General features: G+C 66.2%; 14 protein-coding genes. 10 read left to right on the top strand and 4 right to left on the bottom strand.

Annotation, left to right across the window (positions count from 1 at the left end; translation table 11 throughout):
* Positions 1–36: 36 nt before the first annotated feature.
* A complete protein-coding gene (locus GH664_RS23880; protein ID WP_194270313.1) occupies positions 37–1,911 on the bottom strand; it encodes an MltA domain-containing protein in 1,875 nt (624 codons plus the stop codon).
* Between the two features lie 110 nt (positions 1,912–2,021).
* Here GH664_RS23880 and tssJ point away from each other — a divergent pair, with 110 nt between their 5' ends.
* From tssJ to GH664_RS03175, 6 genes are read left to right on the top strand one after another with little or no spacing between them, the layout of a single operon-like run.
* Positions 2,022–2,600: a type VI secretion system lipoprotein TssJ gene (gene tssJ / locus GH664_RS03200; protein WP_153166698.1), complete on the top strand. Its 579-nt coding sequence runs from the start codon at positions 2,022–2,024 to the stop codon at positions 2,598–2,600.
* A 53-nt stretch (positions 2,601–2,653) separates the two neighbouring features.
* Positions 2,654–3,991, top strand: a complete 1,338-nt coding sequence (gene tssK / locus GH664_RS03195) for a type VI secretion system baseplate subunit TssK (protein WP_153166697.1) — start codon at positions 2,654–2,656, stop codon at positions 3,989–3,991.
* A gap of 9 nt (positions 3,992–4,000) precedes the next feature.
* A complete protein-coding gene (locus tag GH664_RS03190; RefSeq protein ID WP_153166696.1) occupies positions 4,001–5,302 on the top strand; it encodes a DotU family type VI secretion system protein in 1,302 nt (433 codons plus the stop codon).
* A gap of 42 nt (positions 5,303–5,344) precedes the next feature.
* Positions 5,345–8,941, top strand: coding sequence for a type VI secretion system membrane subunit TssM (gene tssM / locus GH664_RS03185; protein WP_153166695.1), 3,597 nt, complete (start codon positions 5,345–5,347; stop codon positions 8,939–8,941).
* Positions 8,938–9,648 (top strand): type VI secretion system-associated protein TagF, encoded by a 711-nt coding sequence (tagF, locus tag GH664_RS03180; protein ID WP_153166694.1) that lies wholly within the window; start codon positions 8,938–8,940, stop codon positions 9,646–9,648. Before tssM ends, tagF begins: the two co-directional genes overlap by 4 nt.
* A gap of 27 nt (positions 9,649–9,675) precedes the next feature.
* Positions 9,676–11,508, top strand: coding sequence for a serine/threonine-protein kinase (locus GH664_RS03175; RefSeq protein ID WP_153166693.1), 1,833 nt, complete (start codon positions 9,676–9,678; stop codon positions 11,506–11,508).
* A 104-nt stretch (positions 11,509–11,612) separates the two neighbouring features.
* On the opposite strand, the gene GH664_RS03170 is transcribed toward GH664_RS03175, so the two are convergent.
* Genes GH664_RS03170 through tagH form a run of 3 tightly spaced genes read right to left on the bottom strand, consistent with a single transcriptional unit; the run spans position 11,613 to position 14,739 of the window.
* Positions 11,613–12,188, bottom strand: a complete 576-nt coding sequence (locus GH664_RS03170) for an OmpA family protein (RefSeq protein ID WP_153166692.1) — start codon at positions 12,186–12,188, stop codon at positions 11,613–11,615.
* 18 nt (positions 12,189–12,206) lie between these two features.
* Positions 12,207–12,977, bottom strand: a complete 771-nt coding sequence (locus GH664_RS03165) for a PP2C family serine/threonine-protein phosphatase (protein WP_194270312.1) — start codon at positions 12,975–12,977, stop codon at positions 12,207–12,209.
* Between the two features lie 25 nt (positions 12,978–13,002).
* Positions 13,003–14,739 carry a type VI secretion system-associated FHA domain protein TagH gene (tagH, locus tag GH664_RS03160; RefSeq protein WP_194270311.1) on the bottom strand — a complete coding sequence of 579 codons (1,737 nt, stop codon included), beginning with the start codon at positions 14,737–14,739 and terminating at the stop codon, positions 13,003–13,005.
* A 235-nt stretch (positions 14,740–14,974) separates the two neighbouring features.
* On the opposite strand from tagH, the gene GH664_RS03155 reads away from it, so the two are divergent.
* The 4 genes from GH664_RS03155 (at position 14,975) to GH664_RS03140 (ending at position 24,563) form a co-directional block, all read left to right on the top strand.
* Positions 14,975–15,751 carry a hypothetical protein gene (locus GH664_RS03155; RefSeq protein ID WP_308445421.1) on the top strand — a complete coding sequence of 259 codons (777 nt, stop codon included), beginning with the start codon at positions 14,975–14,977 and terminating at the stop codon, positions 15,749–15,751.
* A 174-nt stretch (positions 15,752–15,925) separates the two neighbouring features.
* Positions 15,926–17,989, top strand: coding sequence for a hypothetical protein (locus tag GH664_RS03150; RefSeq protein ID WP_153166689.1), 2,064 nt, complete (start codon positions 15,926–15,928; stop codon positions 17,987–17,989).
* Between the two features lie 154 nt (positions 17,990–18,143).
* Positions 18,144–19,826 carry a ShlB/FhaC/HecB family hemolysin secretion/activation protein gene (locus tag GH664_RS03145; RefSeq protein ID WP_153166688.1) on the top strand — a complete coding sequence of 561 codons (1,683 nt, stop codon included), beginning with the start codon at positions 18,144–18,146 and terminating at the stop codon, positions 19,824–19,826.
* A 90-nt stretch (positions 19,827–19,916) separates the two neighbouring features.
* Positions 19,917–24,563, top strand: a complete 4,647-nt coding sequence (locus GH664_RS03140) for a filamentous hemagglutinin N-terminal domain-containing protein (protein ID WP_153166687.1) — start codon at positions 19,917–19,919, stop codon at positions 24,561–24,563.
* Positions 24,564–24,607 lie beyond the last annotated feature (44 nt).

Here is a 24,607-nt window from a genome sequence, read left to right as displayed (position 1 = left end):
ATGACAGGCTCAGCCGCGCGGATGCAGCGCGGCGCATCAGTGATCTTCCACGCAAAGCAAGGGGTCCTCGACCACACAGTCCATATCGGCGACGGCGGGGCCGCCGCCACGCGTGCGTACCGCCCGCTCGCGCGCCGCAATCGGCAGATCACGCGGGAAGAGCACCCACATGCGGCCGCTTTCCTTCATGCGCGCGGCCAGCAGATAGGCTCGGCTCCCGCCGCCCCAGAAGTAGTCGGCACGCACCGCGCCACGGATGGCGCCACCGGTATCCTGCGCCACGACCAGGCGGTTGAGCCGCCCTTCGCGCCCGGGCAGACTCGTCGACAGGAACACCGGAAAGCCCAGCGGCGTGGTGCGGGGATCGACCGCCACCGAGCGACCGGCCGTCAGTGGCACGCCCAAGGCGCCGATCGGCCCTTCCGGGCCATCCGGGATCTCGCGGAAGAACACATAGCTGGGATCCGAGAGGATCGCCTCGCGCATTGCGGCGCTGGGTTGGGGAAAGTCGATCGGTGCGCCGTCGCCAGGTGACGCCTCACTCGTCTTGCCTTGCGTGGGTCGCGCCGCGCCAACCACGCCGCCGGGTTGCGCCATTGGCTTTCCCACCTTCGGCGCCGGCGCAGGCTTTTCGGCCGACGGTGGGGCCACGACTGCAGGGCGCTCCGCCGCGGACGGCTTTCGCGCGCCCCCGCCGCCTATCCCCCGGCCGCTCGCGAGATCCTCGATCAACTTTGCCACTTCGGGCTCCAGCGCCCCGGCCCCGCCCGACGGCGCGGCACCAGGATCGGTCCGAATTCGCTTCAGGGCGTGTCCCCCGCGCGTGAGAGGGGCCGACTCGTCGTCCGGCAACATCAGCGCCGCACGCCAGGAAATGTCATCGGCGTCGTCAACGCCGGCACCATCGGCGCCAATCGACCTGCCCCCCCGCGTGGCAACGCGGCTCCTGGCGACGGGTGGCCTGAAGGGGTGGCCGTTCTGCTCGGCATACGCAAGCCGGATGATGCGTCCGTCGGTCAGGCGGATCTTGCCCGAGCCCTGGATCTGCATCGAATACAGCGCCGCCGGGTTATCCACCCAGGCGATGATCTGCCCCCGGGGAAGCCCCTCGCGCTCGATCTCCGCCCGGGACGGATACGGAACGATGCGGTTTCCCTCGCGCCGCACGCGCAGCTTCTTGTCGCGCACATCGGACTGAAGATCGCCCACGTCGAGCACATAGGGCGCGTCGCCGCTGGTGACCGGCACGACCGTGCGCCCTGCGATGCGCGCGCCGATGGACTGCCCCCGCAGTTCGCGCGGCACGCTGCGGATGTCCAGCGTCAGCAGGTCTTCCGGGGTCGCATACACCGGGTAGACGAACGCCCCGCCCTTCGTGCGACTGCCGTGGAGCAGGGGTTCGTAATAGCCGGTGATCACCCCCATCGGACTGCGGTCCGCCTTGAGCACCGCATAAAGCGAAAACTCGCGCTGCATGAAGCGACGCACGCCCGCATCATCGACTGCGCCCAGCGCCAGCGCCCGCGCGCACACGCCGCGCCACTCCGCCCTGCTGGCCAGGGCACCGCAGCTCCGGCGAAAGGCCGCCCACCCCTCGGCCACGGCGTCGCGCTCCCAATCCGGCAGATCTTCCCAGCGCGCCGGCTCGAAACTGGCGAATCGCGTGGAGAATCCCACCCGTTCGTCGGCACTGCCCGCCGCGGTGGCCACCTCGCGGAGCGGTTTCTGCTCAATGGGTACGCCTTCCGCAGGCGCCGTCGCGCCAGCCGGCGGAGCCGAAGCCGTGGATGCCGAAGGCGCGGTGGCCACCGTTGCCGACGGTGGTGGAATCGCAGTGCCGGTGCAAGCGCCAAGCAGCATGGCCCCCAGCAGGCCCCCGATGTTCAGCCGAACGCACCGCCGAGCTGTCATGAACCTGTCCTCACCAGACGAGCTGTCCATCTTTCATTCACGCGTGTAGTTGCACGTTTCACGTGTTCAGCATAGTTCGCGCACCGCAGCGGCGCCATGTACTAGAGTGAATGGCATCGACGTCGCTGGCGTGCGCCGGAACACCAGTGGACGGCCTGCGTGCGCGCGACGAAAATGGCCCGGACGATCCCACTTCGGAGAGCGACGTGTTCCGACCTGCCGACACCGCGTTCCGTGTTCCCTGCCTCGTGCTCGCGGCATGCGCGCTGAGCTTGCTCAGCGCCTGCGGCTCAGCGCCGCCCAAACCCACGGTGATCGACGCTGCGGTCGAAGCCGCCGCGGATCTCAATCCCGACAGCCGCGGACGCGCATCGCCCGTGGTCGTCCGCCTGTTCGAGCTGAAATCCGACGCCGCCTTCAATCGTGCGGACTTCTTCTCCCTGTGGGACCGCGAGGCGCAGACGCTCGGCGCCGACCAGTTGGCGCGGGAGGAACTCCAGTTGCGCCCGGGTGAGCGCAAGCGCTTCGAGCGCACCCTGCAACCCGACACCCGCCACGTCGCGGTGATCGCCGCCTTCCGTGACCTGGAACGTGCCCGATGGCGCGGATCGGTCGCGGTGGTGGCGCACCAGAAGCAGCCCATCACGATCAAGGTGGAGTCACGCTCCGTCACCTTGTCGACCGAGTGACCCGCCGCGTCAGGCAACCGACCCCGATTCCGCCCACCCATCAGAGATCGTCCATGTCCTGGAACAGCAAGGTCGTGTGGTCAGAAGGAATGTTCCTGCAGCCGCAGCATCTGCAGCAGCATGACCGTCACATCGAGCGACTCATCCAAGGCCGCACCCAGCCCATCGCGGGGCACGCGTGGGGCTACGTCGCACTCGTCGTCGACGAGGCCGCGCTCGCGCTGGGCAAGCTCGCGCTGTCGCGCGCACGCGGCATCCTGCCGGACGGCACGCCCTTCGACTTTCCGGGCGACGATGTGGCGCCCTTGCCCCTGGATGTGGCGCCCGACATCCGCGACGAACTCATCGTGCTGGCCTTGCCCCTGCGACGCCCGGGAACGCTCGAGGCCGACGTCGCCGGAGAAGACGCGATCGGGCTGACCCGCTATCAGGTCAGCGAGCTGGACGTCGCCGACAGCACGCTCGCCAGCGCACCGACAGCGCCGGTGCAGGTGGGCGACCTGCGCCTGAAGCTCATGCCGCGGCGCGACGCGACCGATGCCTATGCCACGCTCGGCGTGGTCCGCGTGGTGGAACGCCGCGCGGACAACCAGCTCGTGCTCGACAAGGCCTACATTCCGCCCACGCTCGCCTGCGGCGGCAATCCGATCCTCGCCGGCTACGTGCGCGAACTGCTCGGCCTGCTGCACCAGCGCGGCGAGGCGCTCGGCGCCCGCCTGTCGCAACCGGGGCGCGGAGGCGTGGCCGAGATTGCCGACTTCCTGCTGTTGCAGACCGTCAATCGCCACGAACCGGTGTTCAGACAATTCGACGACCTGCCGCTGCTGCACCCTGCCACGCTCTATGGCCACTGCCTGATGCTCGCCGGCGACCTGTGCACCTTCTCGCGCGAGAGCCGCCGTCCGCCGGACTATCCGCTGTATGACCACGACGACCCACAGGCCTGCTTCGGCCCGCTGATCGCCGACCTGCGCCGTTCGCTGTCCATGGTCCTCGAGCAGGGCGCGATCCCGATCGAGCTGCAGGACCGCAAGTACGGCGTTCGCGTCGCTATCGTGCCCGACCTCGAACTGCTGCGCACGGCCTCCTTCGTGCTGGCGGTGAATGCGCAACTGCCGGGCGAGACCCTTCGCCTGCGCTTTCCCACCCAGGTGAAGATCGGCCCTGTGGAACGCATCCGCGACCTGGTGAACCTGGCGCTGCCGGGCATCGGGCTGCGTGCGCTGCCGGTGGCGCCGCGGCAGATTCCCTATCACGCCGGCTTCAACTACTTCGAGCTCGAACGCAGCGGCGAGATGTGGAAGCAACTGCAGCAGTCGGGCGGTCTGGCGATGCACATCGCCGGCGAGTTTCCCGGGCTCGAGATCGAGTGCTGGGCCATTCGGGCTTGAGAGACGACGATGAGCCAGGAAGATCCTTTTGCCTCGTTCGAATCCGACCGTACCTTCGTCATGCCCTCCCCCGGGCAGCGCGGCGCCAGAGCCGGTGTTGCGGCCCATGGCGCGCCCGACCCCGGCGGCGGCGGAGCGGCCACCCTCGACAGCCTGACTCCCGAATACGGTCTCAACCCCATCGTTACCGCGGCGAGCCCTCTCCTCAACGCGGTGCCGCCGCTGCGGGCCTCGCTGCAGCAGGCCGACCCGGTCGCGCTGCGCGACACGCTGGCCGAGGGCGTGCGCGCCTTCGAACGCAAGGCGGCGCAGCTCGGCGTCGAATCGCGCAACATCATCGCCGCGCGCTACATCCTGTGCACCTTCCTCGACGAAACCGCGGCCGGCACGCCGTGGGGCGGTTCCGGCGTGTGGGGGCGCAACAGCCTGCTGGTGATGTTCCACAACGAGACCTGGGGCGGCGAAAAGGTGTTCCAGTTGATGGCGAAGCTGGCCGAGAACCCGGCCGCCAACCGCCACCTGCTGGAACTGCTGCAAGTCGTCCTCGCGCTCGGCTTCGAGGGCCGATACCGGGTCATCGACGGCGGGCGTGAGCAGCTCGCCCAGGTGCGCGAGCGGCTCTACGCCATGCTGCGGGAACAGCGCGGCGAGTTCGAGCCCCAGCTCTCGCCGCATGCGGCGGGCGTTGAGGCGCGCCGCAGCCTGATGGCCACGCTGCCGATGTGGGTGGTGTTCACCGTGGCGGGCGTGCTTGCGCTGGCGCTCTATCTCTTCCTGTCGCTGCGCCTCAACAGCCATTCCGACCCCGTCTTCGCCCGCATCCAGGCCCTGCGCATCGAGGCCCCGCCGCCGCCGCCCGCCCAGCCGGCGCAGAAGCCGCGGCTGAGCGCCTTCCTGCAGCCGGAAATCCGCGCGGGCCTGGTCGCGGTCGACGACCTGGCCGATCGCAGCGTCATCACGATCCGCGGCGACGGCTTCTTCCGCCCGGCGAGCGCAACGGTCGACGACGCGGTGCTGCCACTGATGAAGCGCATCGCCGAAGCGCTCAATGCGGTCGAGGGCAACATCCTGATCACCGGCCACACCGACAGCCAGCCGATCCGCAGCGCGCGCTTCCCGTCCAACTGGCATCTGTCGCAGGAACGGGCGCAGTCGGTGCAGGCCCTGCTGGCGCAGGCCGTGCAGCCGGCGCGGATGCGAGCCGAAGGCCGGGCCGACGCCGAACCGCTCGCCGGCAATGCAACGCCTGCCGACCGTGCCAAAAACCGGCGCGTCGAGATCACGCTCTACGTCGCCGGCGCCAGTCGCTAGGTCGACCGCCAAACCGACCGCCGAACCGACCGGACCACAAGCATGAAGAAGATATTCGGGCTCCTCACCCATCCGCTGCTGCTGGCCAGCATCGGCCTGTGCGCCGCGGCGGCGATCATCTGGTTCGTCGGCCCGCTGATCGCCATCGACCGCTTCCGGCCGTTCGAATCCGAAACGGTACGCTGGATCGCGATCGCGGCTCTCGTGTCCCTGTGGCTGCTGAAGAAGCTGTGGGCGCTGGTGAAAGCCAAGCGGCTCAACGCGCAGTTGATGGATGGTCTGCTGGCGAAGGCGCCCAAGGCCGCGCCTGCAGCGCCGACGCCCGGCGAGGAAGAGGTCGCGACGCTGAACAAGCGTTTCGAGGAAGCGATCGAGGTACTGAAGAAGGTGCGCCTGTCGGCCGCCGGAAAGAAGCCGGGTATCGGCGACCTCGTCGCGCTGAGCGGGCGCCAGTACCTATACCAGTTGCCGTGGTACATCTTCATCGGCGCCCCGGGCTCGGGCAAGACCACGGCGCTGATCAACTCGGGCCTGCAGTTTCCGCTTGCCGACAAGTTCGGCACCGCATCGATCCGCGGCGTCGGCGGCACACGCAACTGCGACTGGTGGTTCACCGACGAAGCCGTGCTGCTCGACACCGCCGGCCGCTACACCACGCAGGAATCCGATCGCGAGGTCGACAGCGCCGCCTGGCAGGGTTTCCTGCAATTGCTGAAGCAGTCGCGTCCGCGGCGGCCGATCAACGGCGTGCTGCTCACCGTCAGCGTGGCCGACCTGCTGCAACAGTCGCCCGCCGAGCGCGACGCCCAGGCCGACGCGGTGCGCGCACGGCTGCAGGAACTGCACGAACGCTTCCAGATCCGCTTCCCGATCTACGTGCTGGTGACCAAGGCCGACCTGCTGGCGGGCTTCACCGAGTTCTTCGCCGACCTTGGCAAGGAGGAACGCGCGCAGATCTGGGGCACGACGTTTGCGTACGACCCGGATTCGAAGGTGATGCCGCTGGCCGCCTTCGGGGCGGAATTCGACCAGCTCGAGCAACGCCTGCTGGATCGGCTGCCCGCCCGCCTCCAGGCCGAACGCGACCCGTCCCGGAGCGCGCAGATCTTCGCCTTTCCGCAGCAACTGGGCATCCTCCGCCCGATGCTGACTGGCTTCCTCGAGCGCGTGTTCGCCGCATCGCGATACGAGGAGGCGCCGCTGATCCGCGGCGTCTACTTCACCAGCGGCACGCAGGAAGGCAGCCCGATCGACCGCGTCATCGGCGCCCTCGCCCGCAGCTTCGGCGTCGAACGCAGGCTGCCCGCGCCGCCGGCGGGCAGCGGGCGCAGCTTCTTCATCACCCGGCTGGTGCGCGACGTCGTCTTCCGCGAGCAGGGGCTGGCCGGCACCAACCTGCGCTGGGAACGCCGGCGCAACCTGCTGCAATGGTCCGGGTATGCGCTGGCGGTGGCGCTGCTGGTCGGCGCGGTCGCCGCGTGGATGACGAGCTATTCGCGCAACACCGCCTACGTCACCGAAGTCGAGGCCCGCCTGCCCGCCATCGCCCAGCAGATCGAAGGCCTGCCGCGCGCGGGACGCTCGGCGGACGTCGTCGCCCTCATGCCGGTGCTCGACGCGGTACGTCAGGTCACGATCACGCCCGCCATCGCCAATGGCGTGCCGCTGTCGATGGGCTTCGGCATGTTCCAGGGCGACAAGCTCGGCGCCGCCGCCGAGCAATCCTACGGGCGGCTGCTCGACCAGGCCTTCCTGCCCAGGCTCGCGCTGCGCATCGAGGAGCAGTTGCGCAGCGCCAATGCCAACAATCTCGAATTCGCCTACGAGGCCCTGAAGGCCTACCTGATGCTCAACGACGGCACCCGCTTCGATGCCGATGCGCTGAAGGCGTGGATCCGCTTCGACTGGGAGCGCTCGCTGCCGCGCGACACGACGCAGGAACAGCGCGTCGCGCTCGATGCCCACCTGGATGCGCTGTTCGCGCGCGGCGCACCCGCCAGCCCGGTGCCGGCAGACCAGAACCTGATCGCCTCGGTGCGCAACATGCTTGCCCGCTACCCTCTCGCCAACCGTGTATACAGCCGGCTCAAGCGCGAAGGCGTGGGCCGCGACATTCCCGAGTTCACCATCGCGCGCGCGGGCGGCCCGTCCGCCCCGCTCGTCTTCACCCGGCTGTCGGGGCAACCGCTGACCAAGGGCGTCGCCGGCCTGTTCACCTACGACGGCTACCACAAGGCCTTCAAGCGCGAAGCCGAGCGCGTCGCCAACCAGCTCGCCGACGAGGAGCCCTGGGTGCTGGGCCAGAAGGACCCCGGCGTGATCGGGCGACTCGCCGATCCGGCCGCGCGCGCCCGCCTGACGGAGGACGTGCGGCGCCTCTACCTCAACGACTATGCACGCACCTGGGAAGAGTTCCTGAACGACGTGAAGCTGGTGCGCCCCGGTGACCTACAGCAGACGATCGACGTCGCCCGCCTGCTGTCGGCACCCGACAACCCGCTGGTGCCCTTCCTGCGCGCCGCGTCGCGCGAGACGACGCTGATCAAGCCGGAGAGCGAGAAGAGCGTGGCCGACAAGGCGGCCGACCGGCTGGCACAGGAATCCCGCCGCCTGAGCACGATCTTCGGCCCCGACACCCAGGCGCCCGCCGCGCCCGCCGACGTGGTCGAGAACATCGTCGATCGGCGTTTCGAGGCCCTGCGACGCTATGTGACCAGCAGCGCGCCGGGCCAGCCTGCACCGGTCGACGCCGCGGTCGCGCTGATGGGCGACCTGCATACCCTGCTCAATGCCACCGACACCGCGCTCAAGGCGAAGACGGCGCTGCCGCCCTCCGACGTGCCGAACAAGGTGAAGGCGCAGGCGCCGGGCATGCCGGAACCGCTGCGTTCCGTGGTGCAGACCCTGGCCGACGTCAGCGCCCGGCTCGCCGGCGGCGCCATCGTCGCCAACACCAACGAGGCCATCCAGACGCAGGTGGGCGACTTCTGCCGCCAGGCGATCGCCGGCCGCTATCCGCTGGTGCGCTCGTCCACCCGCGACGCCACGCAGGACGACTTCGCCACCCTGTTCGCGCCAGGTGGAAAGATGGACCAGTTCTTCCAGCAGAACCTCGCGCCGCTCGTCGATACCTCGACCACGCCGTGGTCCTTCCGCCGCATCAACGACGTCGCCATCGGCGGGCCGGCCGCGCTGGTCCAGTTCCAGCGCGCGCAGAAGATCCGCGAGGTGTTCTTCCCCACCGGGGGGCGCACACCGGGGCTGAAACTCGAGTTCAAGCCCATCGAGATGGACGCCACGATCGACCAGTTCATCCTCGACGTCGACGGGCAGCTCGTCCGCTACAGCCATGGTCCGCAGGTGCCGCAAAGCGTCGTGTGGCCCGGGCCGCGCGGCAGCACGCAGGTTCGCGTTCAGATCCAGCCGGCCGGGCCGACGGGCGTCTCGGGCGTCACCACCGAGGGCCCGTGGGCGCTGTTCCGCCTGTTCGACAAGGTCGCCATCGCGCCCACCTCGCAGCCCGAGCGCTTCACCGTCACCTTCACCGTCGATGGCCGCCGGGCGCAGTTCGAGGTGACGGCCAACAGCGTGCAGAACCCCTTCCGCCTGCGCGAACTGGAACAGTTCCAGTGCCCATGAGCACCACGGGCATCGCCGGCTGGTACGGCAAGACCGCAAGCCTGGGCGATTTCGCCTCGCGCAGGCTGCCCTCGTCCTTCATCTCGCCGTGGGATGCCTGGCTGCAGGGGGCGATGATGGCATCACGCGACCGGCTGGGGGCCGGCTGGCTGGATGCCTATCTCGGTTGTCCGGTGTGGCGCTTCGTGCTGTTCCCCGGCATCTGCGGCAGCGCCACCTGGGCCGGCGTGTTGATGCCCAGCGTCGACCGGGTGGGACGCTATTTCCCGCTCACTATCGCCTGCGAGCTTGCATCCTTCGCTACCACCGAGCACGAATTCGATCTCTACACCGACTGGCTCGAGCGCCTCGAGCGCCTCGCGCTCTCCACCCTGGACACCGCCTGCGACATGCAGCATTTCGACCGTGCCCTTGCCGCACTGCGTACGCCCGTCGTCGCCGCGCCGCGGGTGGGTTTTGCGCAGGCGATCCTTGCGGCACTGCTCGACGGCCGTTCGACGACGCTGACGCTGCCTTCCGACGATGAACTGTCCGCCACGCTGATGGCCGCCGGGGCCGGCTTGCTGCAAAGGACGGCTCAGGGCAGTTCGCTGTGGTGGACGGCCGGCGAGCCTGGCAGCGGCGTTCCCGTCCTGGCCTGCCGCGGGCTGCCGGACGCCGCCCGCTTTGCTGCTATGCTGCAGGGGCATTCCCCCGCCCCTGCATGACGAGACGGCATCCGCCCGCTTCTGCCCATGGCCCTTCCCGATAACGACGCACGCGGCGACAACGACGACAGGACCGTTTATGCCGGCACGGTTCCGCCCACGCCGGCGACGAATCCGGCCCCGGCAGTCGAACCACCCGCCTCTGCCGCAGGCGCCGCAGACCGCAACGACCACGCCGACAACACCCTTCCCGCCGGCACCCGGCTGGGAGAGTTCGAGATCATCGGCCTGGTCGGCATCGGCGGATTCGGCATCGTCTATCTCGCCGAGGATCACTCCCTCGGCCGGCGCGTCGCGCTGAAGGAGTACATGCCCTCGTCGCTGGCCGCGCGCGGCCAGGGGCTGCAGGTCACGGTGAAGTCGCAGCGCCACGTCGAGACCTTCGAGGCCGGCCGGCGCAGTTTCGTCAATGAGGCGCGCCTGCTCGCGCAGTTCGACCACCCCGCGCTGGTCAAGGTGTATCGCTTCTGGGAAGCCAACGGCACCGCCTACATGGTGATGCCCTACTACGAGGGACTCACCCTCAAGCGCACCCTGCAGCAGATGAAGGGGCAGCCCGACGAAGCCTGGCTCCGGCGCCTGCTGGCGCCGCTGCTCGATGCGCTGGAAGTCATGCACGCCGCGCAGGTCTTCCACCGCGACATCGCCCCGGACAACATCATGCTGCTGTCGGGCGAACGCCCGCTGCTACTGGATTTCGGCGCCGCACGCCATGTGATCAGCGACATGACGCAGGCGCTGACGGTAATCCTGAAGCCGGGCTATGCGCCGATCGAGCAGTACGCGGAGATGCCCGAGCTCAAGCAGGGCGCGTGGACGGACATCTACGCGCTGGCCGCCGTGGTACACCTCGCCATCGTCGGCAAGACCCCGCCGCCTGCCGTCGGCCGCGCAGTCAACGACACGATGCAACCGCTCGCGCAGCAGCTCGCCGGACGCTATTCGGACGCCTTCCTGCGCGCCATCGATCGCGGGCTGGCGGTCCAGCCCAAGGACCGGCCGCAGACGGTGGCGGAATTCCGCGCCTTGCTCGGCCTGGACCACGCCTCGGCGATGACCGCTCCGGCATCACCGGCGGGCGGTTCTACGGCACACGCGGCCCCGCGCATCGGCGATGCCGCCAAGCCCTCGCGGAGCCCACTGCTGCTGGCGGGAGTCGTCGTCGCACTGGCCCTTGGCGCCGGCGGATACTGGCTGAGCCAGCGGCCTGCAACACAGACTGCGGCGCGAGCGCCGGAGACGCCCGCAGCTCCGCCGGCCAGTGACGCGGCACGGACGACACCCATAGCGCCGGAGACCGCGGCTGCAGTGGTGCCGCCGGTCACGGTGCCCGCCGGTCCGTTCAACGCGCTCGACGAAATCGACCGCATCTTCCAGCAACGCGATCGCGATCACAGCGTCACCGTGGCCCTGGAGAAAGCGCAGGTGCGCATCGGCCGCGACCGCCTGAGTTTCCGCGTGAGTTCGTCGAAGCCCGGCTACCTTTACGTGCTGATGGTGGGCACGGACAAGCAGCACTTCTACAAGCTCTTTCCCAATGCGGTGGATACGCGCAATCGCATCGCCGCCGGCCAGTCGATCGCGCTGCCGCGCAGTGGCTGGGTCATGGTGGCGGGCGGGCCACCGGGGGCGAATCAGTTCGTTGCGGTGGTCAGCGAGAATCCGAGGGATTTCTCCGACACCGGCCTGGTCGCGGTGGACCCCTTCGCCGAGTTTCCGCTCGACTCCGCCGCATCGATCGTCGCGGCACACCAGGGGACGCAATCGCCCTTCCTCGGCAAGCCCGTTTGCCCAAAGGGCTCGACCGCGTGCTCGGACGCCTACGGCGCGGCCGCATTCACCATCGAAGAAACCGACTGAGGCTGCTGCCCGGCGGCAAACGCTCAAGCTCGCGCTGCAGGCGGACGCAGCCGGCGGACCGCCCGCCATGCCGCATCGACCGGGAAGTCAGCGATCGCAGGAACTCACTCACGCACGGTGAGGATGGTCACCCGACGATTCTCCGGCGCGGCCGGGCGCGTGGGATTGGCCAGCTCGGTGTCGCCCTTGCCGACGGGCTTGAGGCGGTCACGCTGGATGTGATGGCGCGTCGTCAGGTATTCCACCACGCTCTCCGCACGCGCCTGCGACAGTTGCAGGTTGCGTTCGTGGCTGCCGCGCGGATCGGCGTGGCCTTCGACCGAGAAGCTGAAGTCCGCGAGTTTTTCGGCCTGCAGCGCACGCGCGACGATGTCGAGCTTGGACTGCGCATCCGGCGTCAGCTCTGCCGAGTTGGTCACGAAGGTGATCAGCAGCGAGGCGCCGGGCCGCTTGGCGGCAGTCACCGCCGGCGACTTCTCACCCGGCTTCGCCAGGGCCTTGTCGCGCTCGACGCGGATGCTGCGGGTCCGGATCTCCTCGGGTTCGGGCGTCAAGGCCTCGATGAGGTTCTTCTCATTGAGGTTCTTGCCCCTCAGGATTTCCTGGGCATGGAGCCCGGTTGCCAACGTCGCGCACATCAGCGCTGCCGCAACATGGCACGACACGATCGACATCTTCATTGTCCTTCTCCTCGCGGCTCATCCAACGACCTTGATCTGCGTATCCTCGGCCGGGTCGCCCACCCACACCGCGATCGCACTGTAATTGTCGTGACCACTGTGCGCGTGGGCCAGCACCTCGGCCTCCAGCGCCGCCAGCCACGCCTGCGCGCTCGCACTGCCGGCGAGCAGGCGCTCCATCACCGATTCCTCGACGTATTCCCACAGCCCGTCGCTGCACAGCATGAAGACATCGCCATCGCGCACCGGTTCGCCTGCCGGCGGCACGTCCGGTTCGACATTTTCCGGCGAACCCAGCGCCGCCAGCAGCACGCCGCGCTGCGGATGCCGGCGCAACATTGCCGCATCGCCGAGGCCGGCATCGATCATGCTCTGCATCACGCTTTGATCGCGCGACTGGAAGCGCACGTGGCCGCTGCGGAAGCCGTAGATGCGCGAATCACCGACGTGGCCCCGGCATGAGATGCGCCGCTCCCGATCGATCGTCAGCACGGCGACGGTCGCCCTCATGTCCCGCAGGCGCGGCTCGGATTGCTGTTCGTTCTGCAGTACGGCATGCGCCCGGCGGATGAGGCCGGATACCGTCGCGGGTGAAGCCTCGGGCAGGGCCGCGAACTCGCTCACGATCGTCCCGACGACGATCTTCGACGCCACGTCACCGCCACCGTGCCCGCCCGCGCCATCCGAAAGCACCCAGCAACAGCCCGCCTCCGACGTCCAATAGCCGCACGCGTCCTCGTTGCCCGGCCGCCCGCCCGCCCTGGACAGCACGGCGATGTCCATCTTCATGACTGCCTCGCGCCTGTCATCGTCCTCATGGGTCGCGCTCCTTGAGGCGCTCGACCTGCTCCTCGTAGGCGCGCAGGAACTCGCGCCCGAAGAGGGCATGGAAGTCGTCTTCGGCCTCGCTCGCGATCTCGCGGTAGAGCTCGGTGTAAAGATCCCACAGGCGCGCGCGACGGTTCATCGGAAGCAGGCTGTCGAGCATCGACTTGCCGCTCAAGCGCTGCTCCAGCACCGCCGGGTCGAAGCGGTGCAGCACGCCGGCGAGCGCCGCCCGCATGCCCGCCATGAAGCCCAGCTCGTGCGAACGCAGATCGTCGTAGGCGTCGCGCATCGCATCCACCGGCGGCAGGAAGCCCTTGCCGCGCGGTGCGAGCAGATGCGCCAGCGCCGCCTCCACATTGGGCGAGAACTTCAGCGGATTGTTGTCGCGGCTGACGATCATCGTCACCTCGGCCCGAACCTCGCGCTTGGTCACCGCGCGCGCCAGCAGCAGGGCGAGCGTGCCCTCGGTGGCCTCGCGCAGCAGCCGGCCGACCGCCTCCATCGTTGCCGGCGTCAAGCCCTGCGGCAGGGCCAGATCGGGCATGCCGAGGCCCTTCAGGAAGGCGCGGAGCAAGGCTTCCTCGTCGGTGCTGACAGGGCCCGCCGCCAGCGTTTCGACGGGCGCGGGGGCAGGCACTCGGGATTCGGCCGCCGGCGGCGCACCGGCTGATGCCTCCCGCTCCGCAGGCTGTCGGGGTGGCTCCCCGAGCGACACTTCGACGTCGATCCGCGGCCTGACCACGGCGGATGCGTCCGCACCACCACGCTGCGCCTCGGAGCGCTGCTCGCCCCCTTTGCTCAAACCTTCACCGGCCTGCTCCCAGGACAGGAAGGCATCGTCAGGCAGCACGGCTGCCGGCGGCCGGTAGGCGCCCTGAACTTCGGGCACGCGATCGGGCACGGGTGCCGGCTCCGCCGCCTGCGGTCGCACGCCGGCCAGTGCCGCCAGCGGTTCGACGACCTGCCCACCCCGCTCCTCGCCCGCCGGCGGCGCAGCGAGCGCACTTCCCGCCAGCGGGTCATTCCCGCTCGCAGGCGCCGAAGATCCGAGTCCGAACATCGTGTCGATACCCGGACCCGATACCGACTCGCCGGTCGGCCCGAACCCCAGATCGTCGAGCGCCGTCGATGCAGGCTGCGGCGTTTCCGCGGGGCGCGGGGCGAAAGGATCGGCGAAGGGGTCGAAATCGTCCGGGATGAGCGCCGCCGAACGCGCAGGCGGCGTCGCTGCGGAGGGCGTGCGTGACGCGCCGCCGCTTGCCCCCTTGGGGCTAGCAGGCGGCGCAGCGAAAGCCGCGAAAGGATCGTCGATCGGGCGCGGCGCAAGCGGCGGCTGCGCCGGATTGCTTGCGCCAAAAAGCCCCAGCGGATCATCGACCGGCGCTGGCCCCGGGCGGTCGGCTCCCGCCGCCTCTCGCAGCTCCCCGGCCACCTCGAGCACGTAGCCACCTATCGTGAGGCGATCGCCAGGGCCGATCGGGGCAGCCCCTCCGTTGGGCACGACCTGCATCCCCGCATCCAGCGGATTTGCACCGATGTTGAGAATCTCGAAGCGGCCATTGCGCCACACGATGCGCGCCTGCTGCCGCGAAACATGCCGTTCGGGGTCGGGCAACACGAGCTGGTTGGTGTCGGCGCGGCCGATCGTGCCGCCGAGTTCGTCGAACTCGTACGCGAGCGGCTGCGCAGGCGCCTGACCATTGAAGGATACGACCCGGATCATGATCATCGCTGGAGCCCCCGGAAGGAATCGCGCTCGCTACGCGCTTCAATTATGGCACGCGGTCGAATCCTGCAATGGCGACCGGCACAGAAAACGCGGCCACTCGACCTCCCAGCAGCAACGGTGATCGAAGCCCGGAACCTCGACCACGCGAGCACCCGGATCGCGCTCCGCATAGCCTCGCACCATCGCCGGCGTAACGTTGCGATCCTCCGAGCCGACGTAATGAAGCTGAGTGATTGCCGACGGCAAGGGGGCGCCCATTGCAGGATTCAACGACCCGGTGAGCGGAGAGAATCCGCGCGCACGGGACACGCGTGGTGGCGCTAGGCCGCCAGTCCAAGCGCGACCGCGGCAACTGGCATTTCCAGCGTTACGCCCCCATCTGCCGGCGTCGCTGGAATTCGTCCTGTTCGACCGAAGCTGGTACAGCCGCGCTAGCGTAGACGGGGTGATGGGGTTCTGCAGCAGTGCCGAATACGACGATTTCATGGAAACCAGTCCCGATTTCGACCACGTGCTTGTGCGAACGTGCATCAAGCTTTTCAAGTACTGCCTCGACATCAGCCAGGCTGAGCAGAAGAAGCGCCGGCAGGAGCGACGCAAGGATCCGCTCAAGCAGTGGGAATTGAGCCCCATCGACGCGGAAGCACTCAAGCACTGGGCCGACTACAGCCAGGCACGCAACGAGATGTTCGCGCGCACGCGCACCCTGTCCGCCCCTTGGACGATGGTACGCCCCTACAGCAAGGAGGTTGCTCGCATCGACCTGCTCAAGGACCTGTTGATGCGGCTGCGCTACGAAGGCAAGGACTGCGACCTGGTCCTGCCGAATCCGGCGGTCGTCTTGCGTATGACCAGGCATACCTGCAGGACTTGCTGCCGACTGAGTGAAGTTGCATTCACATGGGGACCGTTCGAACAGAGCCACTACCCACCCCGCCAGTTCCTGCTTCCAGGTGATGATCGTCGTAGAGGGCGATCGCATCGCGCCACGTCTTGCATGCCATGATCCCATGACATCAGTACTTCAATAATTCGGATTGAATGCTACAAATAAGGGGCACGCGTCCGTTTGGAGCAGACAACTTCGCCGACATGCGCTCGCGTCGTGCCTGGCACACCCTTCGGCCTCGTTGATTGCCATTCCGCGATTTACATTTCTTCAAAGGGAAACATCGTGACCATGAGCACGCCATCTGGAAGCAGACATCTACTTGGCACGATCGCTGGCTGCACCGCCACCGCTTTGATCGCGCTGACCAGCCAGCCGTCGATCGCCGAACCCGATCGCAAGTTGAAACCGGCGCTCACCGAGGCCAGGGAGAAGCCGTTACCCAACAACGCGCGTATGGCTCGGCTCGAGAAGGAGCGGAAGGCGCGCGAGTGGCACACGAAAATGGGGAATTTGCCGCTGCATCGGGATGGCTGTTTCAAGGCGAAGTATCCGGACCTCAAGTGGGAGGAAATCCCATGTGTTGATCGGGAGAACATTCCATTTTCACCGATGGCCAAGGACATACCCTACAATGTTGGAAATGGGAATAATTATTCGGCGCAGGTGTCGGGTCAACTCATATCCGCCGAAGGCTCTTTCGATCAATTGGTGACCAACGGGATCATGGGTCGTACGTTTCAATCCCAATTCCAAGACCAACCTGATGCGTACAGCTTGCAACTCAACAGTAACCGATTTGATTCTCCCGCTTGTGCTGCCTCCCCTAATCCAGCTAACTGCAAGGGCTGGCAGCAATTCGCCTACTCGAGCATCAGTTACGGCGGCATCTTCATACAGCACTGGCTCCTCAACTACAGAGGTAGCACTCCTGGGAATAATTGCCCGTCGGGTTGGAGCCCGGACAACAGCAATCTAGCGGGTGACTGTTATCGAACTTCTTCGATATCTCCTGTGCCGTTGATACCGGCTGGATCTCTTGCGCAAACGAGACTCTCCGCGACGGTTGAGAGCAATGCGAACGGCAGTAAAGGCTACCGCGTAGACCTGGCATCGGGGACGACTCGTTACGCACTCTCCGTACCGGATGACTACTTGTCGTTGGCCGCGAACTGGACTGACGCAGAATATGCGATTGTTGGAGACTGCTGCCGCCACACGGCAAAGTTCAGTGGCAATACTTCGATTGCAGTAAAGCTCACGGTTCACAACGGAACGACAAATGCGCCAACCTGTATGCTGCAGGGCCTCACTGGAGAGCAGAACAATCTGTATCTGGCCGCCACACCCGCAATTGGCATTCAACCCTCGCCGACCATGGTCTCGAACCAGGCAAGTACCAATGCGCCACCCGCGTCCTGCGTCGTTGCCGCAGGCTTGGGTGACATCCATATCCGCACGTTCCCGCCGGCTCAGCAAGTCACCACTTCCGCTGCGAGCCTGGCCTACGATTTCCAGGCGGAGGGCGAGTTCATCCTGGCCAGGACGGACATGGGCTTCGAAGTCCAAACTCGCCAGATATCAGGCGCGCCGACGTGGCCTAACGCGACGCTCAACCAGGCCATCGCAGCGAAGATCGGAAATTCCGTGCTTGTATTCTCGGTGGCGGACAACAATCCGAAGGTCTTCGTCGACGGCACCCTCGTTTCCCTGAAGGACGGGGAAAGACGCGTACTACCCGATGACGGCGACCTGATCCGCCACATGGACATGTACCTGGCACGTGACATGCGTGGCAATTCGATCCAGGTGTATGTTCAACGTGCGGCGACGCACTACTTGGACGTCTACGTCGGCCTTGGCCGCTGGCCGACTTACGTGAAAGGGCTACTCGCCAGCGCATCCGATAATGCGGGTGCCGTCGAGGCGCGCAAGGGAAAAATATTCACTGCTCCTTTTGATTTTGAAACGTTTTACCAGGACTATGGTGATAGCTGGCGGGTAACGAACGATGAATCCCTGTTCAGTCAAGCAAAGCCTCAGCTTCCCGCCGTACGAGCCTCGAACCCCAAGCAACGTTTCGATGCAAGCCATCTTAAGCCGAAGATCTACCTGCAGGCCAAGAAACATTGTTTGAGTACGGGAGTCAAGAAACAATTGCTCGACGATTGCATCCTCGACGTGGCGGTAATTGGCGACAAGAGAGCGGCGCAAACGTATATCCATCCGCAGCTTCGTGCGGGCGGAGAGCGGCCGCGCCTTTTCCTCGCGAAAGACCAGTTCCGTGCACACCCCAAACAGAGGAAAACGTTACCCGGACGCCCCGAAGTGAATCAGACATTGCCGGATCGTTAGCAAGTAGATCCAAGCTTGACGATGGATGATCTCGATCGGCATCCGGCAGCATGTTGACTCGAAATGAATGTGTATTTCGTATGGCGTTGGCGCTGCGTGCTGGCCGGAGGGTGTGCTTCATCTCTCTTCGGCCGTCAATGAATAAGGACGACTCATGAGAATCAGCAAGCTTGAAACCACGCTGCACGCACTCTCCTTAATCTCATTCGCCATCACTCCCACGATCGCAGCCGCGCAGACGTCGGCGCCCGGCCAACCCGGGCTGATCCAACGGCAGTTTCAGGCCCCCGCCGAACCCCGCGCCCAGCCGGGACAGTTCCGGGTACCAATATCACCGCAAGTCGTTCCGCCCAATGCAGATCAGGTGCGTTTCACCCTTTCTCACTTTGAAATTGAGGGAATGTCCGTCTATCGTCAGGACGACATGCGATCCTATTTCGATCCTTCCCTGGATCGCGAGGTGTCGCTTGCCGACATCTATGCCATCGCCGCCGCGCTGACCGCTCGTTACCGCAACGACGGCTACATCCTGTCGCAGGTTCTGGTACCCGCGCAGATCGTCGAAGACGGACGGTTGAAGCTGCAGGCGGTCGAAGGGTATGTCGCTCGCGTAGTGCTGGAGGGCGATGAGGAATCGCGGCGAGCCCTCGTTACCCGCTATGCCCGAGCGATCGAGCGCGAACGTCCCCTCACTTCTGCCACGCTTGAACGCTACCTTCTGCTGATGAACGATCTGCCCGGCGCATTTGCACGGGCATCGCTGGTAGCTTCGAAGACCGAGCCCGGAGCGTCCGACCTGATCGTCGAGTTCTCACAACGCCGTGTCAGCGGGGGCGTCAGCGTCGATAACCGCGGCAGCGATGCACTCGGCCCGGTGCGGTGGAGCGCCGACCTGCGGCTGAACTCCGTCCTCGATCTACATGAAACGACCGGCATCAAGCTCGTCTCCACGCTGAATGGCGAGCTCGACTACGCCTCGATCTGGCACGAGCAGCAGATCGGCGTGGAAGGGGGCAAGCTCGGTATTCAGGCAAATGCTGTTCGGTCGCGTCCGGCTGAGGGGGCCTCATTCATCCCGCTGAACCTCCAGACCAGGTCGGATTCGGGGTCCATTACCTATTCTTATCCCGTTGTCCGCAGCCGCAATCAGAACTTGTATGTGCACGCCGGCTTGTCGTCCTATGACGGCTCGACGGAATTGCTACGCTTCACCAGTTCGCGCGACCGAATCCGCGCCCTGCGGGTCGGCATGACGTACGACCTCGCTGACCCTTACCAAGGAATAAACATCCTCGATTTCGAGATCGCGCAGGGCTTGCGTGCGCTCGGGGCATCCGAGCCGCATGAGCCCGATCTGTCGCGTGCGGAAGGCAGGCCAGACTTCACCAAGTTCAGCCTCTATGCGGCTCGGCTGCAGTCCCTCGCGCCGGGATGGTCGCTCCTCGCCGCCCTGAATGCGCAATACGCGGCATCGGACCTGCTTGCTCCCGAACTCTTCAGCTTTGGTGGCGAGCAGTTCGGGCGGGGCTACGATCCTGCGGAGCTGGTTGGCGACCACGGCGCCGCAATGAAGCTCGAAGTGCGCTATACGAACGCGCTCGATAACGGCGTGGGCTATACAGGCTACGGCTTTTACGACGCCGGCTACGTAAGTCAGCGCACCCCTGCTGGCCTCGACGACTCCTCGTCGGCTGCCTCGGCCGGGATCGGTCTGCGTTTCGACCTGACGCGGAATTTTTCAGGGTTTGTCGAAATTGCAAAGCCCCTGACCCGCACGGTCGCTGCAGAAGGCAATCGTGATCTGCGCGGCTACGTCGGTCTTTCTGCACGGTTCTAATCGACGTTCGATGTTTCCATCAGTGCCCATTCGTTCCTGATACGAAGGTGACTAGGCACGGTCGCACCATCTAGGAGAAGGAGCAAGGCCATGGACCAGGTGAAGCACCCCCACCCACTCCCGAGGTTCGTCCGCCCTCTGCCCCTCGTGGCGGCCCTGTTGTCCTTGGGCCTTTGTTCGTTCGCCACCTGGGCTGCGCCTCAGGGTGCTGTCATACGTGCCGGAACGGCCAGCGTTTCCCAGTCCGGCACGAACACGCGCATCGACCAGCGAACCGATCGGGCAGTGATCGACTGGCGCAGCTTCGGCGTCGATGCTCCAGAGTCCGTCGTGTTTGCCCAGCCGTCGCGCACCTCTGCGACGCTGAATCGCGTGACGGGTGGCCAGCTCTCGATGATCCTCGGCCGGATCGAGGCAAACGGCCAGTTCGTATTGATCAATCCGAATGGAATCGTTTTCGGCCCCGGGTCCCGGATAGACGTCGGCAGCCTGATCGCGAGCACTGCAAATGTCAGCGATCAGGACTTCATGGCAGGGCGGCTGCGCTTTCTCGAAGCCGGCAAGCCGGGCGCCGGCATCAGCAACCAAGGTCATCTGAGCGCGGCCGACGGGGGGCTCGTCGCGCTCGTCGCCCCGCATGTCGCCAATAGCGGACTCATCCAGGCGCGCCTCGGCAAGGTGGCGCTCGGTGCGGGCGACACCTTCACGCTGGACCTGTACGGCGACGGGCTGATCAACGTCGCGCTCGCGCCCGAGCAAGCGCTCACCCTGCTGGATAGCGCCGGCAAACCCTTGAGCGCCTTGATTTCACAGTCTGGCAAGATCGAGGCCACGGGTGGTCAGGTGGTGCTGATCAACGCACCAACAGCCAAGGCGGTGCTCGATCAGGTCATCAATCTGTCCGGCACCATTCAGGCGGATTCGGCACTGCAGCAGGACGGGCGTGTCGTGCTGCTGAGTCACGGCGGCACGGTCGAAGTGCGCGGCACGATCGGCGCCCAGGGCGTGCAGGCTGGGCAGCGCGGCGGGACAGTCGAGATTCTCGGCGACACAGTGCACATCGCTGCCGGCTCGCAACTTAACGTCAGCGGCGATAGGGGCGGCGGCACGATCCATGTGGGTGGCGCGCTCCAGGGACGCGGGTCGACCTACCGCGCCCGAACAACCGCCGTGGATGCAGGGGCAGCGCTGACAGCCGACGCCGCCGATGACGGCAAGGGCGGCAACATCGTGGTCTGGGCTGATGGGCATACGCGCTACGCAGGTAGCATCAGCGCTCGCGGTGGCGCTCGGGGCGGCGATGGCGGGCAGGTGGAGGTTTCGGGCAAGGGAAGCCTGGTCTTCGCCGGCGCAGTCGATGCCAGCGCGCCCTTCGGCGCAGCGGGGTCGCTACTGCTCGATCCGCTGACATTCGACATCGGCCCTAACGAGGCCCGCGTCATAAACACGACACTGCGTACCGGCACCAGCACTACCTTGCGTGCCGACCTCGATGTCAACGTCAACGCCATGATCGATGGCCGCGGCGGCATTTCGGGCGGTGGCCTGACGCTGACGGCCGGCCAGGACATCAACGTGAATGATTTCATCGTGACCAACAACGGGGCAGTGAGCCTCGACGCGGCCGGGGGGACGGTCCGCGTAGCTGCAGGCAAGGGTGTGTTCACCCAGAGCGCACCGATTTCGGTGAGGACCGGCAACAACCTGTCCACTGGCCCGATGATCACGACTGGCCCCCTGAGTTTCACTTCCACGGGTGGCAGCGTCAGCCTCGACACGGCGATCAGCGCGGCCACCGGTCCGGTCAGCGTGAACGCGGCCGGCAACGTGAGCATCAACCAGCCGGTGGTAAACCTGCGAAACGGCAGCAGCTTCACGGCCAACGCGGGCGGAGACGTGATGGTGAACGCGCAGGTCGACGGGCGCGGCGGCAGCGCCGGCGGCGCGATAGATCTCGTCGCGGGGCGCAGCGTGCAGCTCAACGATTTCCTCCTCACCAATAACGGCATGATCCGTGTTCGGGCCAACACCGGCAGCATTGTCACCGCGTCGGCCAAAGGCGTGTTTGCGTACGGAGGCGCGATCGACCTGATTGCGGGGAGCGACTTTACGACCGGCATTCTGGCTACGACTGGCCCTGTGAACCTCGCGTCGACAAGCGGCTCGGTCACCCTCGGTCAAGGGATCGACGGCACGGTCGGCGCGCTGACACTGACTGCCGCGCAGGATGCCAACCTCGAGGCCGAAGTGCTGAATCTTCGCAGCGGCGCGCCCCTCTCGGTGACTGCGGGACGGGACATCGCAGTGCGTGCCCAGGTGGATGGACGGGGCGGTGTCGCCGGTGGCAAAGCGACCCTGTCCGCCGGTCGAACGGTGAATCTTCTGCAATCCATTGCCACCAATGAGGGAGCCATTCGCGTCAGCGCTGCCACGGGCACGGTTGCCCAAGGCGCCGGGGTACAACTGCGCAGCGGAGCTGCGCCGATTGCAGTAAGCGCCGGCGGTGAGCTGGTGAGCGGTAGCTACGCCACCACCGGGTCGGTGGACCTCCGCTCCACGAGCGGCGCGGTCACGGTCGGTGAGCCCATCTACGAAACCACCGGAACAACCGCCATTGCCGCGGCAACCGACGTGAATGTGGATCGGCGCGTGGAAAACGTGCGTACCGGGGCGAGCCTCGCGATCAACGCCGGACGGGACATTCGTGTGAATTCCCAGATTGGCCAGGATCGCGACGCCATCACCGACACCGGCACCATCACCTTGATCGCCGGAACCGATGTCATCGTCGCTGATGACGTCGTGACTCGCAATGCGGCCCTCACGGTGCAGGGTCGCTTGGGCACCGTCCGCATAGCGGCAGGGAAACAGTTGCGCACGGGAAACGGCACCCTCACGGTGTCCGCCGGCGGAGATCTGTCTGTCGGCGATGCCTCGGCCCCCAAGCCCAATCCCGATACCCCCTTTGTTACCTCCGGCGCGCTCGACATTGCATCGAGTGGGGGCACCTTGTACATCGAGGCGCCTATTCCGGCAACCACCGGCCCGGTGAATCTATACGGGGGCAATGCAGTCCACGTCAACGAGCGCATCTATTCCAATGATGAGAACATCAGCATCACCGCAGGATCCGGTGGAATTGTGATGAATACGACGATCAAGGCACTGCCGATCGGCCCGCTTCCTACTGATGAAACCAACTGCACGTCCGAAACCGTCTGCACCTTCATCAGCGACATCGACGCTAGGCGAGGCAATGTCACGTTGCTGGCTCAGGGAGACATCAACGCACCTTCCGTGCGGACGGCTGGCACGCTGCGTATCACCTCTACGGCAGGGAAGATCATCGACGGCGCGGTGTTCAGGAGCAAGGTTACTTCGGACGACAGTACCTTTCCGCAATCAGTACGGTTAGAGGGCGAACTCGGCATCGACAACTTCCAAGCCACTGCCGAAGATATTGAAGCCCTCTCCGCGGCAGGCTCCGTGGCAGCCAACCTGCGAGCCGACGCACTTTACATTCGCGCGGCACACGACATCAGCGGCAATTTCGGTGGCACGGCTGAACTCGTGGCGGGGCGGGACGTCAATCTGTCGACATTCTGCTGCAACTTGCTTTGGGTCAGCGCGGGCCGTGATTTCAAGGTCGACGGCGACGTCATAGCGAATGCGCTCAAGGCACAGGCCGGCGGCAACATTGTCATCGACCCGATTCCGGCATCGCGATTTCGCCAGACGTGGATCGCGGGTCCGGGCGGATCGATGACGCTGCGCAATCCCGCCGATGGCGGTCGGGTGGAACCGATGGGGGGGCTCTGGCTGTCGGCGCCAAGCGGCAGCATCGATATCGTCCAGCCAGTGCACGTCTCGGACAGCCTTCTCGGCTTCGAAGCCACGCCGCAACCAACCATGCTTAACGCCCGCGGCAACATGACGATGGGCCAACTGGAGACGATCGGCCCAGTGAGCCTGAACTCGGACAACGGCAACATCACGATAACTCACCCCATCGGCGCCCCGGTGGACGTGGTAGCGCCGGGGCTTGCAATCTGGAACCCGAACAATCAGGGGGTCGACTCTCTGAACCTGACCGCATCGGGTGTCGGTGCGACGGTCAACCTGCAAGGTGCGCGGGCCGAGGGCCCTATCGTTATCAACTCGCCCAGCGGAGACGTGACAGCGAGCTTCGCTCTCACGTCCAACTCCAGCGCAGTGGTCGTGAATGCGGCGTCCTTCAACGCGTCGCCTGCTCCGACTGCAACAGTTTCGCGACTACCGATCTCCGTTCCCGATATTCCCGTCGGCCCGCCCGCACCGGGTCCCTTGCGCGCCACTCCGGTTGATGCACCTCCGATTCCAGTGGCTTCCGGGCCGGCCGCGCCGGCTTTGCCCGAGATCTTGGTGACCGCCCCTGATGCGATCGACGTGGGCATCGCCGGTCCACCCGGCTCGGCGGGCACGACTAAATCGACGCAGGTTGCGGATGCCTTGCAGGCTGCGGACACTGCTGCCGCGCTGGCCACCATCGGGACGGAAATGGCCGCCGACGGAAACGGAACACCGGGCGTCGACGGCACGGTAGCAGTTCAAGGGGGAGTGCTGCTTTTCAGCGGCGGACGTGGCCTAGCTCAGAGTGTGGATCTGGGACGGAGTGGCGCTTTCGGCAGCCCCTCCGTCGTCTACGCCGATGAGGACGACGATGAAAGCTTGCGCCGCAAGCCGAAATCGCTGCAATAGGGCCGTGAAGCGGCCTCTCGCCTCACTCACTCTGACTCTCGCGC

This window comes from Thauera sp. 2A1, assembly GCF_009469595.2.
Lineage (GTDB): Bacteria > Pseudomonadota > Gammaproteobacteria > Burkholderiales > Rhodocyclaceae > Thauera.
This window is presented reverse-complemented; position numbering and strand designations above follow the sequence as displayed.

Coding starts and splice junctions, on each gene's coding strand:
- GH664_RS23880 (WP_194270313.1), bottom strand. CDS start 1,911: ATGACAGCTCGGCGGTGCGTTCGGCTGAACATCGGGGGCCTGCTGGGG.
- tssJ (WP_153166698.1), top strand. CDS start 2,022: ATGGCATCGACGTCGCTGGCGTGCGCCGGAACACCAGTGGACGGCCTG.
- tssK (WP_153166697.1), top strand. CDS start 2,654: ATGTCCTGGAACAGCAAGGTCGTGTGGTCAGAAGGAATGTTCCTGCAG.
- GH664_RS03190 (WP_153166696.1), top strand. CDS start 4,001: ATGAGCCAGGAAGATCCTTTTGCCTCGTTCGAATCCGACCGTACCTTC.
- tssM (WP_153166695.1), top strand. CDS start 5,345: ATGAAGAAGATATTCGGGCTCCTCACCCATCCGCTGCTGCTGGCCAGC.
- tagF (WP_153166694.1), top strand. CDS start 8,938: ATGAGCACCACGGGCATCGCCGGCTGGTACGGCAAGACCGCAAGCCTG.
- GH664_RS03175 (WP_153166693.1), top strand. CDS start 9,676: ATGGCCCTTCCCGATAACGACGCACGCGGCGACAACGACGACAGGACC.
- GH664_RS03170 (WP_153166692.1), bottom strand. CDS start 12,188: ATGAAGATGTCGATCGTGTCGTGCCATGTTGCGGCAGCGCTGATGTGC.
- GH664_RS03165 (WP_194270312.1), bottom strand. CDS start 12,977: ATGAAGATGGACATCGCCGTGCTGTCCAGGGCGGGCGGGCGGCCGGGC.
- tagH (WP_194270311.1), bottom strand. CDS start 14,739: ATGATCCGGGTCGTATCCTTCAATGGTCAGGCGCCTGCGCAGCCGCTC.
- GH664_RS03150 (WP_153166689.1), top strand. CDS start 15,926: ATGAGCACGCCATCTGGAAGCAGACATCTACTTGGCACGATCGCTGGC.
- GH664_RS03145 (WP_153166688.1), top strand. CDS start 18,144: ATGAGAATCAGCAAGCTTGAAACCACGCTGCACGCACTCTCCTTAATC.
- GH664_RS03140 (WP_153166687.1), top strand. CDS start 19,917: ATGGACCAGGTGAAGCACCCCCACCCACTCCCGAGGTTCGTCCGCCCT.